This window comes from Flagellimonas ochracea (assembly GCF_009903685.1).
Lineage (GTDB): Bacteria > Bacteroidota > Bacteroidia > Flavobacteriales > Flavobacteriaceae > Flagellimonas > Flagellimonas ochracea.
In genome coordinates this window covers 42,031-56,817 of sequence record NZ_JAAABI010000006.1, presented here as the reverse complement: position 1 = coordinate 56,817, position 14,787 = coordinate 42,031, and the positions used below count along the sequence as shown (strand labels likewise).

The 14,787-nt window shown below is 42.0% G+C and carries 11 protein-coding genes; 6 read left to right on the top strand and 5 right to left on the bottom strand.

The window, feature by feature from the left end; genetic code table 11:
• Positions 1-33 precede the first annotated feature (33 nt).
• Positions 34-1,656 carry an amidohydrolase gene (locus tag GTQ34_RS14205; protein ID WP_166524479.1) on the top strand — a complete coding sequence of 541 codons (1,623 nt, stop codon included), beginning with the start codon at positions 34-36 and terminating at the stop codon, positions 1,654-1,656.
• Between the two features lie 48 nt (positions 1,657-1,704).
• Here GTQ34_RS14205 and GTQ34_RS14200 read toward each other — a convergent pair whose 3' ends face one another.
• Positions 1,705-2,235, bottom strand: coding sequence for a DUF2911 domain-containing protein (locus GTQ34_RS14200; RefSeq protein ID WP_166524478.1), 531 nt, complete (start codon positions 2,233-2,235; stop codon positions 1,705-1,707).
• A gap of 242 nt (positions 2,236-2,477) precedes the next feature.
• Between GTQ34_RS14200 and asnB the strand changes: the two genes are divergently transcribed.
• Complete coding sequence (gene asnB, locus GTQ34_RS14195; RefSeq protein WP_166524477.1) at positions 2,478-4,166, top strand: asparagine synthase B; 1,689 nt, start codon at positions 2,478-2,480, stop codon at positions 4,164-4,166.
• Positions 4,167-4,250: 84 nt separating this feature from the next.
• On the opposite strand, the gene GTQ34_RS14190 is transcribed toward asnB, so the two are convergent.
• Entirely contained in the window at positions 4,251-4,781 is a 531-nt protein-coding gene (locus GTQ34_RS14190) for a hypothetical protein (protein ID WP_166524476.1), read from the bottom strand.
• Between the two features lie 324 nt (positions 4,782-5,105).
• Here GTQ34_RS14190 and gyrB point away from each other — a divergent pair, with 324 nt between their 5' ends.
• Together gyrB and GTQ34_RS14180 are read left to right on the top strand one after the other, a co-directional pair.
• Complete coding sequence (gene gyrB / locus GTQ34_RS14185; protein ID WP_166524475.1) at positions 5,106-7,046, top strand: DNA topoisomerase (ATP-hydrolyzing) subunit B; 1,941 nt, start codon at positions 5,106-5,108, stop codon at positions 7,044-7,046.
• Between the two features lie 72 nt (positions 7,047-7,118).
• On the top strand, positions 7,119-8,126 hold the full coding sequence (locus tag GTQ34_RS14180) for a DUF6588 family protein (RefSeq protein ID WP_166524474.1): 1,008 nt from the start codon (positions 7,119-7,121) through the stop codon (positions 8,124-8,126).
• An 87-nt stretch (positions 8,127-8,213) separates the two neighbouring features.
• On the opposite strand, the gene GTQ34_RS14175 is transcribed toward GTQ34_RS14180, so the two are convergent.
• On the bottom strand, positions 8,214-8,585 hold the full coding sequence (locus GTQ34_RS14175; protein ID WP_166524473.1) for a hypothetical protein: 372 nt from the start codon (positions 8,583-8,585) through the stop codon (positions 8,214-8,216).
• Between the two features lie 234 nt (positions 8,586-8,819).
• Here GTQ34_RS14175 and mdh point away from each other — a divergent pair, with 234 nt between their 5' ends.
• A complete protein-coding gene (gene mdh / locus GTQ34_RS14170; RefSeq protein ID WP_166524472.1) occupies positions 8,820-9,746 on the top strand; it encodes a malate dehydrogenase in 927 nt (308 codons plus the stop codon).
• Between the two features lie 211 nt (positions 9,747-9,957).
• On the top strand, positions 9,958-12,924 hold the full coding sequence (secDF, locus tag GTQ34_RS14165; protein WP_166524471.1) for a protein translocase subunit SecDF: 2,967 nt from the start codon (positions 9,958-9,960) through the stop codon (positions 12,922-12,924).
• A 47-nt stretch (positions 12,925-12,971) separates the two neighbouring features.
• On the opposite strand, the gene GTQ34_RS14160 is transcribed toward secDF, so the two are convergent.
• The gene (locus GTQ34_RS14160; protein WP_166524470.1) at positions 12,972-13,298 is read right to left on the bottom strand and encodes a hypothetical protein; all 327 of its coding nucleotides are present in this window, start codon (positions 13,296-13,298) and stop codon (positions 12,972-12,974) included.
• A 5-nt stretch (positions 13,299-13,303) separates the two neighbouring features.
• Positions 13,304-14,764, bottom strand: a complete 1,461-nt coding sequence (locus GTQ34_RS14155) for a glycosyltransferase (RefSeq protein WP_166524469.1) — start codon at positions 14,762-14,764, stop codon at positions 13,304-13,306.
• Between the last annotated feature and the right edge of the window lie 23 nt (positions 14,765-14,787).

Below are 14,787 nucleotides of genomic sequence, written 5' to 3'. Positions count from 1 at the left end.
TTCTATTTTTGATACAAACCAAACCCTATAAAAATGAGATACGGCGTCATCTATTGTATATCCCTTCTTTTTTTTGTCGCATGCAACCCAAAAGAGGCGGTAGATTTAATTGTTTACAATGCGAACATTTATACGGTTGATGATTCCTTTTCCAAAGCATCGGCTGTAGCTGTCAAAGATGGAAAATTCTTGGCTGTTGGCGAGACCTCCGAGATCCATCAAAAATATGAGGCTGAACAGCAGTTGGACGCTGAAGGGAAGACCATCGTTCCCGGTTTAATTGATGCCCATTGTCATTTTTATGGATTGGGTTTGAATCAACAAGTGGTCGATTTGGTGGGAACATCCAGTTTTGAAGAAATCTTGGAGCGAGTAGCCCTATTTCAAAAGGAGAATCCTACTAATTTCATTCAAGGAAGGGGATGGGATCAAAATGATTGGGAGAACAAGGAGTTTCCAACAAAGGACAAACTGGATGAAATGTTTCCTGCCACCCCAGTGGCTTTGGAACGTGTGGACGGACATGCCTATTTGGTCAACCAAAAAGCATTGGATTTGGCGGGAATAACCGATAAAACTGAAATAGAAGGAGGAGAAATCGTAAAAAAAGATGGAAAGATCACCGGGGTACTTGTCGATTCACCCATGGCCATGATAGATGCAGTGATGCCCAGACCAAATCGCCAAACCCAAATACAGGCCTTAAAAGATGCCGAACGCTTATGCTTGGATTATGGCCTTACCACGGTAAACGATGCCGGTTTGGGCAGGTCTACCATCGAATTGATAGATAGTCTACACCAGACAGGGGATTTATCAATTAGGATATATGCCATGGTGGGCAATTCCAAAGAAAACCTGGATTATTACCTCAATAAGGGAATCCTTAAAACGGATAAACTCAATGTTCGTTCGGTGAAAGTTTATGGCGACGGGGCTCTGGGTTCCCGGGGAGCAGCTCTCAAAGAACCATATTCGGATCAAGAAGGCCACTATGGTGCGATGGTAACACCTGTTGATGAAATTGAGGCCCTTGCACAACGAATTGCCGAATCTGATTATCAAATGAACACCCATGCCATTGGAGATTCTGCCAATGTGGTCGTATTGAAAGCCTATCAAAAAGCCTTGGAAGGTCGGGACGATAGGCGATGGAAAGTGGAACATGCACAGGTGGTCTCCACACCTGATTTCAATTATTTTGAAAATGGTATCATTCCATCGGTACAACCTACACATGCCACCAGCGACATGTATTGGGCCGAAGACCGTTTGGGGTCAGAACGGGTCAAGGGAGCCTATGCTTTTAAAACGTTGTTGGACAAAGCTGGAATTGTTGCGCTTGGCACTGATTTCCCAGTGGAAAGAGTGAGTCCGTTTTTAACCTTTTATGCCGCGGTGGACCGTCAAGACCTTGAAAATTATCCAGAAGGGGGATTTCAGATGAAAGATGCCCTTTCCCGTGAAGAAACATTAAGAGGAATGACTATTTGGGCCGCCTATTCCAATTTTGATGAAAATGAGAAAGGAAGTATCGAAGTTGGGAAGTTTGCTGACTTTTTGATTTTGAGCGACGACATCATGTCTATGCCCATTGATAGTGTGCCCAATCTTGAGGCAGAAAAAGTTTTTCTGGGAGGAGTTCAGAAAAAATAAAAAAGCGGGCAACAACCCGCCTTTTTTCATATTCAAACCATATCGTTGCTACATGCTAATAGGCAATGTAACCCGGGTTTTGTCCCATCCCATAATCATATTACCGTCATCATCAAAGGCAATGGAAAATGCCTCTAGAGAATCTCCATTCGTGCTTGCTTCAGCAGATACTCGGGCAACATCCGCATTACTATCATACGAATAAGCGCCCCATTGATTTAAGTTGCTGTTCAAAATCACGGTCCACTCATCCTCTCCTGGAATGGTGAATAGCGAATAGGTGCCAGCTTTGACCTGCTCTCCACCTACAGTGGCATCTTTGTAAAAAGTGATTTCTGCAGATTCGTTGGCCCCAGTTCTCCAAACCTTACCAGCAGGAGCAAGCTCAGAAAGCGTTCGGCCCTTTAATTGGGGTCGGCTATAAATTACCCGAACTGCTTTATCGGCGACCCTATAACTTGCAGGATAAGAAGCTATATCAGCCGGACTTTTATCCAACCCACTGAATTTTTGGGCAGTTGCTTCTGTTGAAAATGCCAGCGCAATGGTTAAAAAAGTAAACAAGAATACATTTTTCATGATTGTGATTTTAGTTGTTTCCAAAACTAGGATGTAATTAAATGAAGTATTTATAAAGAGACGTTAAAATTTAAAAACCTTACAGACCGTACAAAATTTGCCTTTGGACACGTCAAACAATTTCAATTATACATTAAAATAGATTGTACTAATATATTATTGTAATCTATAAGTACTTTTTTATTTTATTTTATAATTATTTAGTTGATTTTTGAATCATACTGTTATTAAAATGATAAAATATGTGCGGAATAGTATGTGCGTTTGATGTTAAGGAAAGTATCGAAGTACTAAGACCCCAATTGCTGGAAATGTCCAAAAAAGTACGGCATCGGGGACCAGATTGGAGTGGTATTTACGCTGATGACAAAGCCATTTTGGCCCATGAAAGATTGGCTATCGTAGATCCAGCATCGGGTAAACAGCCCTTGTTGAGCGACGATGGTAAATTGGTTTTAGCAGCCAATGGAGAAATATATAACCATCAGGAACTCAGAAAACCTTTCGAGGGTAAATATAAGTTCAGGACCCAATCGGATTGTGAAGTGATACTGGCCCTGTACCAAGAAAAAGGAGCGGATTTTCTGGACGATTTAAACGGAATCTTCGGATTTGCAATTTATGATAGTGAAAAAGACCAGTATTTTATCGCTCGGGACCATATGGGTATCATTCCGCTTTATATCGGTTGGGACAAAAATGGGACCTTTTACGTAGCCTCCGAACTCAAAGCATTGGAAGGTACATGTTCCAAAATCGAACTCTTTCCTCCAGGACATTATCTATATAGTGCAGATGGTGAGTTCCAAAGATGGTACAAAAGAGATTGGATGGAATATGACACCGTGAAAGAAAACGAGACCAGTATCCAAGAGATTAAGGACGCGCTCGAAGCTGCAGTTCACAGACAATTGATGTCCGATGTTCCCTATGGGGTTTTATTATCAGGCGGTCTGGATTCCTCGGTAACTTCGGCAATTGCGAAAAAATATTCCCAAAAACGTATTGAATCTGGGGACACCAAAGATGCCTGGTGGCCACAACTGCATTCTTTCTCGGTAGGTCTGGAAGGGTCTCCCGATTTAGCAGCGGCCCGGAAAGTGGCCGACCATATCGGTACCATTCACCATGAGATAAAATTTACCATTCAAGAAGGGTTGGATGCTATTAGAGATGTAATCTACAATCTGGAAACTTACGATATCACTACCATAAGGGCTTCCACACCTATGTATTTAATGGCCCGTGTCATTAAATCCATGGGTATTAAAATGGTCCTTTCCGGAGAGGGGGCAGATGAGCTTTTCGGTGGATACCTATATTTTCATAAGGCTCCAAATGCCAAAGAGTTTCATGAGGAGACCGTACGAAAACTGGATAAACTTCATATGTACGATTGTTTACGGGCCAACAAATCCTTAGCGGCATGGGGTATTGAGGGTCGAGTGCCCTTTTTGGACAAGGAATTTATGGATGTTGCCATGCGCATTAACCCAAAGGACAAAATGATCAATAGTGAGCGAATGGAAAAGTGGGTGGTGCGAAAAGCTTTTGAGGCCTATTTACCCGAAAGTGTGGCGTGGCGACAAAAGGAACAATTCTCCGACGGTGTGGGATACAGTTGGATTGATACTTTGAAAGCTTTGGTGGAAGAACAGATAAGTGATGAACAATTGGAAAATGCCCACTTTAAATTTCCCATCCAAACACCGACTACCAAGGAGGAATACTATTATCGTTCCATCTTTGAGGAGCATTTCCCTTCCGACGCTGCTGCCCTTAGTGTTCCGCAGGAACCATCGGTGGCGTGTAGCACCAAAATTGCTTTGGAATGGGATGAAGCTTTTAAAAATATGAATGACCCATCAGGTCGGGCCGTTGCCAATGTGCATGAAGATGCTTATCAAAAAAGTTCATTGGTCAAACTCTAGAGATGTTGGAACGTGTTAGCCCGGTTGGACTTTGAACGGCAAAGGAAAAAGCTCCCTTGGATCAAGGGAGCTTCGACTTTTTTCTTAGAAGTAAAGGGCAAACCCTATTCGAAATTCAAATATGCCTTCATCGGTAAAATCCTCGTTGAGACTTAGATTATAGCGCAAACCAGGCTCTACACTTATATGGTCAGAAAGAAAGAAGGCGTACCCTCCCTGTAAACCCAGCCAAAGGGGATTTTCCGTAACATCTTGGATACTGGCACCAGTGATATCTATTTGAAAGGGAATGCTACTGATTACATAGTATTTTGCACCAACTTTATATGTGAAAACGGTTAATCCATCAAAATCTGAGTAACCCAATCCTGCTTTTAGGGCTAAATCATCCGCAACAAAGTAACCACCCTCTCCACCGATACCCCAAATGGTGGCATTATCGGTTGAAATAAGTGAAAAACCAGTGTTGGCCGAATGTGCTGTGAGGCCCTCCCCACCAAAACCGGTGTTTGCTTCAATGAGCCAACTTCCTTTGTCCGTTTGATTTCCATCTTGTGCGATTGTAGCAGCTACAAATCCAATCGTAGCCAAAAACGTAGTTAAAATTTTCTTCATGATATGAAATTTGAGTTTTAATGCGTGTAAAAGTAGGATTTTCCACACAAAACCCAAGTTTTTGGAGAATAACTTAAATCTTTTGGGTTATGCTCAATAGGCTTTGAAACACATTTAACTGTTTATTTGAATCCTAGAGGTAGGATTTAACCAGACTCTTTTACGATATATCTGCTTGATTTTAACCACTTAACTTTCCACTGCGTTTTCCACAAAATCATGTTGATAACTTAAGGTGTTTAAAAGGCCTCAACCACCTAATTTCAAAGGGGATTCCTTATATTTGTAGGATTTGAAAAATTCAAGGCAAATACTGTAGATAATATGAGCGAAGAAGCTAAAAAACATCAATATTCGGCGGATAGCATCCAAGCCTTGGAAGGTATGGAGCACGTACGCATGCGACCTTCCATGTATATTGGGGATGTGGGCCTTAGAGGTTTGCATCATTTGGTATACGAAGTAGTGGATAACTCCATCGATGAAGCCATGGGAGGGCACTGCGATTCCATTGAAGTGATTATCAACGAGGACAACTCCATTACCACTAAAGACAATGGTAGGGGTATCCCCGTAGGATTGCACAAAAAAGAGGGTGTCTCCGCTTTGGAAGTGGTCATGACCAAAATTGGTGCAGGTGGAAAGTTTGATAAAGATTCCTATAAAGTTTCCGGAGGACTTCATGGTGTAGGTGTTTCTTGTGTAAATGCCTTGTCCAGCCACCTAAAAGCCACGGTACATAGAGAAGGGAAGATATGGGAACAAGAATATGAGAGGGGAAAAACGCTGTATCCTGTCAAAAGTGTTGGTGATAGTAAAGAAACAGGTACGATTGTCACTTTTATGCCTGACAATACCATTTTCACCCAAACTACGGAATACAACTACGATACCCTGGCGAACAGGATGCGCGAGTTGTCTTATTTGAACAAAGGAGTTACAATTACCTTGACCGACCGTCGTAATAAGGATGAAAAAGGTGAGTTTGTTTCAGAAACCTTTTTCTCGGAAGAAGGTCTCAAGGAATTTATTCGTTTTCTTGATGGCAATCGTGAATCGCTCATCCAGAATGTTATCTCCATGGAAGGGGAGAAAAATGGAATCCCGGTAGAAGTGGCTATGGTATATAACAATGGTTATACTGAAAACCTGCATTCGTATGTAAACAACATCAATACCCATGAAGGTGGAACCCACCTTTCTGGATTCAGGAGAGGGTTGACCACTACCTTAAAAAAGTATGCAGATAACTCTGGGATGCTTGATAAATTGAAGTTCGAAATATCCGGTGATGATTTTCGTGAAGGATTGACCGCCATTGTTTCTGTCAAGGTAGCCGAACCCCAGTTTGAAGGTCAGACCAAAACCAAGCTTGGAAACCGTGAGGTGACCAGTGCCGTTAGCCAATCGGTTTCTGAAATGTTGACCGATTATCTTGAGGAACACCCTGAAGACGCTAAGCAGATTGTTGAAAAAGTGAAATTGGCGGCCCAAGCTAGGCACGCTGCCGCCAAGGCCCGGGAAATGGTCCAAAGAAAAAACCCTATGGGCGGGGGAGGACTCCCGGGAAAACTATCTGATTGTGCTGATCAAAACCCTGAAAACTGTGAGATTTTCCTAGTTGAGGGAGACTCGGCCGGCGGTACGGCAAAAATGGGCCGTGACCGAAACTTTCAAGCCATTTTACCACTGCGGGGCAAAATTTTGAATGTGGAAAAAGCCATGCAGCACAAGGTCTTTGAAAATGAGGAAATCAAAAATATGTACACCGCTTTGGGTGTGACCATCGGAACCGAGGAGGACAGCAAAGCGTTGAATTTGGAAAAATTGCGGTATCATAAAGTCATTATCATGTGTGATGCTGATGTTGACGGTAGCCATATTGAAACCTTGATTCTTACCTTCTTCTTTAGATACATGAGGGAATTGATTGAAAACGGACATGTTTACATTGCCACACCACCCCTTTACCTTGTCAAGAAGGGTTCAAAAAGGCGCTATGCTTGGAATGACAAGGAGCGTGATGAGATTGTAGAATCGATGAACGGAGGGGCAAGTATTCAGCGTTATAAAGGTTTGGGTGAAATGAATGCCGAACAATTATGGGACACTACCATGAATCCCGAATTCAGAACACTTCGGAAGGTAAGTATTGATAATGCCACAGAATCGGACCGAATCTTCTCCATGCTTATGGGAGATGAGGTTCCTCCGAGACGCGAGTTTATAGAGAAAAATGCCGTTTATGCCAACATAGATGCATAAATAATGGCTGTTTCACAACAAAAACTCGCTCCAAAGGGGCGAGTTTTTTAGTTTTAGGAAAAATTTTACAAGATGAAAAGAGTAATGCTTTTGTTAGCCTTGTTTTCGATAACCGTTGGTAGGGCCCAAGATTTGAACGACCTATTCGTCTCTGGTGTCAACGATGCCGAGCGATTTGCCAATGCCTATCTGGCTCCTGTTTCCGAAGCAGGGATTTATAGTATTTCTAATGGATGGTACAATTCTGGGGCCGCAAAGCCTTTAGGAGGGTTTGAAATATCAATTGTTGGGAATATCACAGGATTTAAGAATAAGGATGATAAAAAGTCTTTTGTTCTAGATCCCAACGATTATGAAAATCTAGACTTTGTCAACAACCCGGGCCAGGCTAGAGCTGTTTCAACTGCCTTGGGTGATATTGAGGGGGTTGTTGTATTCGTTGAGGACGAAAGTGGACTGTTCAGGGAAGAGTTTGAACTACCGACCGGATTAGCGGCCGAGGACTTCAATTTTATCCCTTCAGGATATATTCAAGGCAGTGTGGGTTTGGTAAAAGGTCTCGAAGTAAAAGCTAGATTCTTACCAAAGATCAAGTTTGATGATGATGCGGAAATAGGTTTATTTGGAGCTGGAATCCAATATGAGTTCACAAAATTGCTCCCAGCTGATAAAATTTGGCCTGTAGCGCTTTCCGCGGTTATTGGGTATACTAATTTAAATGGAGAGTATGATTTCACAGATACAGGGGTCATTGATGGTAGTGACCAACGAGTTGAAGCTTCCTTTCGAACTTGGAATATTAGCGCCGTGGTTTCCACCAAATTACCTGTTATCAATTTTTACGGCGGTCTTGGCTATATTACTGGAAATTCTGATATGGACCTTTTGGGGACATATGAGGCAAGAGGTCCTTTCTTTACCACTACGGTCACGGATCCATTTACAGTATCAACCGATGCCAGTGGGGTTGCCGCCAATGTCGGGACCAAATTAAAATTGGGTTTTTTCCGATTGAATGCAGAATACAATATCGCCGAATTTAGCACCTTTACCTTTGGTATTAACTTCGGATTTAGATAATAAAAACTATAATAACCACTGACCAACCTTAAATAAAGAAGGCCCCACATATGTGGGGCCTTCTATTTTCATAAGTGTGCCTTCACATTACTCCCTGGTGGCGAAGACAGAACCATTGTCCAGGGTCAATCGTTCAGGATTGTTGTTTTGTTCCAAGCTGACCTTTACATCCGTTACTTGAGGATCACCATAAATTATGGTATAAACCCCATTTTCTTCGGACCACTTAAAATCAGTGTAGAATTCTAATTTGGAGTTGGAATAACTTTGATATCTACCCAGGTAAACATCATTGAAAATCCATTCTTCGCGTGTATTGTTTGTGCTTTTGTCGGTATCGGTGGAGACATTGCTCCTGACCCAGATGCCCAAGATGGGATCATTGTTTTCAGGAACGCTGGTACAGTTGCTTATTGCCACAATGGAAATGATACACAACAATGAAAAGAGCTTTTTCATGTTTAAGTAGGTTAAAAACAGTATTTGGGACTATTATAACGGCAATAAGTAGTTGTTTATTGCACATGTTTTGATGTATTGTACCTGATTTTGCATTGGATATCCCGTGGAGTATTGAAATGTCCCAATTTACCGACATTTTCTTTCAAATTGAATGCCCTAAAATGCCAAATGTCAGGTTTTTTCTGCCCCAAATGCCTTATTTTTGATCCACTAAAATTAAAACCCATAAAAATGAAAGTCACCGTAGTAGGAGCAGGTGCAGTTGGAGCAAGCTGTGCCGAGTACATAGCAATGAAAAATTTTGCTTCCGAAGTTGTTTTACTGGATATAAAAGAAGGATATGCTGAAGGTAAGGCCATGGATTTGATGCAAACGGCATCACTCAATGGCTTCGACACCAAAATTACCGGAAGTACCAGCGATTATTCGAAAACAGCCAATAGCGATATTGCGGTAATCACCTCAGGAATTCCCAGGAAACCAGGGATGACCCGGGAGGAACTTATAGGAATCAATGCAGGAATAGTTAAAGATGTTTCTTCCAATTTGTTGAAGCATTCCCCGAATGCCATTATCATTGTGGTAAGTAACCCTATGGATACTATGACTTACTTGGTTCATAAAACCACAGATATCCCAAAACATAGAATTATTGGTATGGGAGGTGCTTTGGACAGTGCCCGGTTCAAATACCGACTGGCTGAAGCCTTGGGAGCACCCATTTCTGACGTTGACGGTATGGTGATAGGTGGACACAGCGATACTGGTATGGTTCCATTGATTAGGCATGCTACCAGGAATAGTGTGAAAGTTTCTGAATTTCTTCCAGAGGATAAAATGAAATGGGTGGTAGAGGAAACCAAGGTAGGCGGTGCCACATTGACCAAATTGTTGGGTACCAGTGCTTGGTATGCTCCAGGAGCCGCAGTTTCCGGATTGGTTCAGGCCATTGCCTGTGACCAGAAGAAGATGTTCCCGTGCTCCACCTTGTTAGAGGGAGAATTTGGATTGGACGACATTTGCATAGGCGTGCCGGTCATTTTGGGTAAAAATGGTATTGAAAAAGTGGTTGAAATCGAACTTAGCGATGCCGAAAAAACCAAAATGAAAGAAAGTGCCAAAGGGGTTAAAAACACCAACGGACTACTTCAGCTATAATACCGGAAAACAGTTACCAATTGTCATTTCGAGCAAAGCGAGAAATCCCATAATAAAGATTTCCGATTCTTTGAATTCGAAATGACAATTTTGTTTTAACACTCCCCAAGAATCGCAGACCTTGCAATTCCATCAATTTCTATTGGCAAATCTTATCGGAAATGATATATTTGCACGCTGTTTAAGAAAACTTCTAAAAATTTAATAATCAATGCAAAATAAAGGACTTATAAGGCTTTTTGCGCTCCTTTTTGGTTTGGTAAGTATCTACCAACTATCCTATACTTTCATAACAAGTAAGTTGGAAAAAGATGCTGAAGTATACGCCGTCAACCAAATTTCGGAAGCAGAGGAAGATTATGTGGCAAAGCGCGAGGCTTTAGAGGCATCGTACTTGGATTCCATTGCAGACAATCCTGTGCTGGGCTTCACTAGCTATGAAGATGCCAAAACAAAAGAGTTGAACAAGGGTCTTGACCTTAAGGGTGGAATCAACGTAACCCTACAGATTTCCGTTAAGGATATTTTGAAGGGTCTGGCGAACAATACCAAAAACCCAGTTTTCAACAGAGCATTGGCCGATGCAGATAATGCTTCAAAGAATAGTGATGAAACCTATTTGGAGCTTTTCTTCGATGCTTTTGACAACATAAAGGGGGAAACGAAGTTGGCCTCTCCAGATATTTTTGCGAATAAGGGATTGAGCGACGATATTAACTTTCAAATGACCGATGATGAGGTTAAGCCCATCATCAGAAGAAAGATTGATGAATCGATTGTTTCTGCATTTGAAGTACTTCGAGAGCGTATCGACGGTTTTGGTGTAACACAGCCCAACATCCAGAGAGAGGGAAATTCAGGACGTATTTTGGTGGAGTTACCTGGCGCTAGGGATATTGCCAGAGCACAGGAATTACTATCAAGCACAGCGCAATTGGAGTTTTGGGAAACCTATCCGCAAAGCAATCAAAATTTGGGTGCTTTCATGGTCAATGCCAATGAAAGATTGAAAGAGATTTTGGAACCGGTTGAAGAAGAGGAAGAAGTAACAAAGCCGGAATCCGAAATAGACTCCCTGCTTTCCGATGTGGCCCAAGATTCTTTGGACGTGGCAACGGAAACAAATCCATTGTTGGGCAAACTGATACCGGCAAACCCTGGCAGTCATGCCATTGCAAGGGCCTTGGTAACTGATACCGCAGAGATTGGCGGCTACTTGCGTATGCCGGAAATTCGAAGATTACTTTCCAACGATGTACAATTCACCAAATTTCTTTGGGAAAGACCAGCCAAAGATTCAGAAGTGGCTGAATTGTATGCCTTAAAATCAAATAGGGAAGGAGAGCCCCGTATAAGTGGCGATGTGGTCTCCGATGCCCAAGATACATTTGATCAGTTCAACAAGCCTGCCGTAAGCATGACCATGAATACACGTGGGGCCAAAGAATGGGAAAAGCTTACAGGGGATGCCTATACCAATCAAACAGGTATTGCCATTGTTTTGGATAACAAAGTGTACACCGCTCCTGGCGTTTCCTCGGGACCTATTTCTGGTGGCCGTTCTGAAATTACTGGGACTTTTACCATAAACGAAACCAAAGATATCGCCAATGTTTTACGTGCAGGTAAATTGCCTGCATCTGCAGAAATTATTCAGTCAGAAGTAGTTGGCCCTTCCTTGGGTCAGGAGGCCATTGATAGTGGCTTTATGTCTTTCTTGATTGCAATGGCCTTTGTATTGCTGTGGATGATTTTCTATTATGGAAAAGCGGGAATCTTTGCAGACATCGCTTTGGTGTTCAACATCCTTTTAATTTTTGGCGTTCTGACAAGTTTGGGTGCGGTATTGACCCTGCCCGGTATTGCAGGTATAGTATTGACCATAGGTATGTCGGTGGATGCCAACGTGCTTATTTTCGAACGAATTAAAGAAGAACTGGTACGGGGTAAGGGTAAAGCACAAGCTGTGGCCGATGGTTTCAGCAATGCATTATCTTCCATTTTGGATGCCAATATCACAACAGGACTTACTGCGATTATCCTATTCATTTTTGGTTCGGGTCCAATTAAAGGATTTGCCACTACTTTATTGATTGGTATCGTCACCTCCTTGTTCACTGCTATTTTTGTGACTCGACTTATGGTGGATACCTACTTGAGCAAGAAGGGTAGAAGCTTGGATTTTTCAACTTCGATTACGAAAAACCTTTTCAAGAATTTGAATATCAATTTCTTGGGGAAAAGAAAAATTGCCTACGTAATCTCTGCCATTTTGGTAGGCGTGGGCATATTTTCATTGTTCACTACGGGGCTTCAACAAGGCGTTGATTTTGTCGGTGGACGTTCCTATCAAATACGGTTTGAGAATGCGGTAAGCCCTTCTGAGATTGCTTCCGAATTGAACACTGTTTTTGGAAGTGGAACCAATGTGAAGACTTTTGGGGATGCAAACCAAATAAAAGTGACCACTCCATATAAAGTGGAAGTGGAAGGTATTGAGGTGGATAATGAAATTCAAAATAAACTATACACGTCACTTCAAAAATACTTACCAGACGGAACTTCTTTTGAAGATTTCACGGTAGGTGCATCAGAAAAGTCCATTGGTATCCTTCAATCTGTAAAAGTAGGACCAACTATTGCGGATGATATCAAAAACAACGCCTTTTTGGCCATTATCGGTTCCTTGGCCGTCGTTTTCCTATATATTTTATTGCGATTTAGAAGATGGCAGTTCTCTTTGGGGGCTGTGGTAGCTGTGTTCCACGATGTAATGATTGTATTGGGTATCTTTTCCCTAACCGGAAAGATCATGCCTTTCAATATGGAGATTGACCAAGCATTTATTGCAGCTATATTGACGGTAATCGGTTATTCCCTTAATGATACGGTGGTTGTATTCGACCGTATTCGGGAAATTGTGGGTTTAAAGGGGTGGAAAGCTGGAGAAAATATCAACTTGGCATTGAACAGTACCCTTAGCCGTACGTTGAATACTTCCCTGACCACTTTGATTGTACTCTTGGCCATCTTCACCTTTGGCGGAGAAAGTTTAAGAGGGTTTATGTTCGCTATGATTGTGGGAGTTTTGGTGGGTACGTATTCTTCGGTATTTATCGCTACTCCAATTATGTTCGATAGCTTAAAGAAGAAGATAACAGCTGCTGTTACGGCGTAACAACAAGTTTTGAAAATAAAGTAAATGGCTGTCCTTGGGCAGTCATTTTATTTTGGTGGTAGTGACATTACATACTCGTATCCCTTTTGGAGATAAAATCCGAGGGTATCAGGTTCAGTAAACAAAACCTCAGGAACCAACACATATTCTTTCATAACCGCGCCATATGAAGTAAAAGGCTTTGCCCCGTATTTGGTATCGAAAGCCGAAGTATCGGTTTTGGAGAGTCGTATTCCCAGTTCGCCATCCTTATTGAGTTGCGAAAACATGTGTCCGTTGGCCGAGGTATAGGGCATGGACTTACCCTTAAGCTCAAAATTGGAATTTTTGGCAATCACGTTTCGATAAAGTTCCAAAACTTCCTCTCGCTTCATCAGTTCTATTTGTTTTTGGCCAATACTTCCAGCCATAAAATCAATTGACTGAACAGGGTAAAGTTTTGTATGACCCTAATTTGGCCATTAAAACTCCATTTATCACGCTCTTTGGGATTATTGAGCATAAAAGCCAACGTTTTCGATAAACTATCGATGTCTTTTGGATCTTCATTGATTATTCCTGATTTGTTATGTTTCACTTGGTACTTCAATCCTGCTGCACCGGACACCAAGATAGGCTTTCTCTTCCACATGGCTTCGGTGGCAGTTAAACCAAACCCTTCTTGAATGGAATTTTGGACGATGATACTGGATGATCTTTGGATTGCATTCACGATTAAGGCGTTTTCTTTAGGATTGTCCAAAGGCAACAATAAAATGGCAATATCGTTTTGTAGGGCGCTGTCCACTTTTTGATAGGCTTCGGTGAGTTCTTTCAGAACCTCATCTCCCTCAGGGTCGTCAGAAACAAAGGCAGGATCTGGTCCGGCCATCACTAAAAGCGTCATTTCAATACGCTTGTACTCTAAACTGTTGGGGTCGCCATTTTTTTGGTTGTCCAGTTTCATCTTAATAAAGGCCTGCATCAACTCCTTAAAACCTTTAAGGCGGTCCCAACGGGAAATTTCCGTCACCACAGGACGGTAGAGAAAATCCAAATCCTTTTGTTCATTGACATTTCCAAAATCACCATTCGGTAGCACTCTCCGTACCAAATGCTTATATCTATGATACAAGATGGCTTTGTGGTCTTTCATAATTCCCGACTGATACAAGATGCCAATGCACTTATGTATTTGCAGCGCCCTGTTTTTATGACTAAGTGGATCTATAGCCGGCGGAATTATGGATGCCTTCTTTCTTAAGGATTTTGGAACGTAAGCGGGTAAACTGAACACAAAATGATCATAATCATCAGAATATGGACTCAAGAATTTCCAAACCGCATCGGTAACCTCGGTATCTTCCTCCAAACCTATATGGCATCGCCAAATTATAGAAACGTCTTTTTCCTTTTTGATCATTGCTGCCAGGGGCATGGGCTGGGGATCGTGCACCACCACAATGTCATCATCATTGATCAACTCCAGTGCTTTTGAAAGGTTTTGTTGATTCACTGCCTCATACACTTGACGGTCTTCGTCCGTAAAAACCCCGTTACCACTTCCATGAATTGCATTGTGGATGCGTTTGGTCAAGTCAAAAAAGGCATTTTCCTTGGCTTCAATGACCAACCATTCTATGGATACTCCTAGCTCGCGAAGAATCCGCATTTGGCTGGGAAGCATTTCGGCAACCCCGCCTCCAATGGCTGTTGAGTTGATCATCCAAACGGTTCGACCCTTAATTGCTTCGACAGAATTTTTTGATTGTTCCAGAAAATCCAGAACGGAGGAGTAAAGGGATCCATAGGCTTTATAATCTTCTATTTTGGCTCCCGGTTTTACATTGATTTTTTGCATGGTTGAACGGCTTTTTTTACGGA

Bases quoted from the DNA above. Each gene is read 5' to 3' on its own strand.
- GTQ34_RS14180 (WP_166524474.1), top strand. From the start codon at position 7,119: ATGAAAAGAGTAATGCTTTTGTTAGCCTTGTTTTCGATAACCGTTGGT.
- secDF (WP_166524471.1), top strand. From the start codon at position 9,958: ATGCAAAATAAAGGACTTATAAGGCTTTTTGCGCTCCTTTTTGGTTTG.
- gyrB (WP_166524475.1), top strand. From the start codon at position 5,106: ATGAGCGAAGAAGCTAAAAAACATCAATATTCGGCGGATAGCATCCAA.
- asnB (WP_166524477.1), top strand. From the start codon at position 2,478: ATGTGCGGAATAGTATGTGCGTTTGATGTTAAGGAAAGTATCGAAGTA.
- GTQ34_RS14175 (WP_166524473.1), bottom strand. From the start codon at position 8,585: ATGAAAAAGCTCTTTTCATTGTTGTGTATCATTTCCATTGTGGCAATA.
- GTQ34_RS14205 (WP_166524479.1), top strand. From the start codon at position 34: ATGAGATACGGCGTCATCTATTGTATATCCCTTCTTTTTTTTGTCGCA.
- GTQ34_RS14160 (WP_166524470.1), bottom strand. From the start codon at position 13,298: ATGAAGCGAGAGGAAGTTTTGGAACTTTATCGAAACGTGATTGCCAAA.
- mdh (WP_166524472.1), top strand. From the start codon at position 8,820: ATGAAAGTCACCGTAGTAGGAGCAGGTGCAGTTGGAGCAAGCTGTGCC.
- GTQ34_RS14190 (WP_166524476.1), bottom strand. From the start codon at position 4,781: ATGAAGAAAATTTTAACTACGTTTTTGGCTACGATTGGATTTGTAGCT.
- GTQ34_RS14155 (WP_166524469.1), bottom strand. From the start codon at position 14,764: ATGCAAAAAATCAATGTAAAACCGGGAGCCAAAATAGAAGATTATAAA.
- GTQ34_RS14200 (WP_166524478.1), bottom strand. From the start codon at position 2,235: ATGAAAAATGTATTCTTGTTTACTTTTTTAACCATTGCGCTGGCATTT.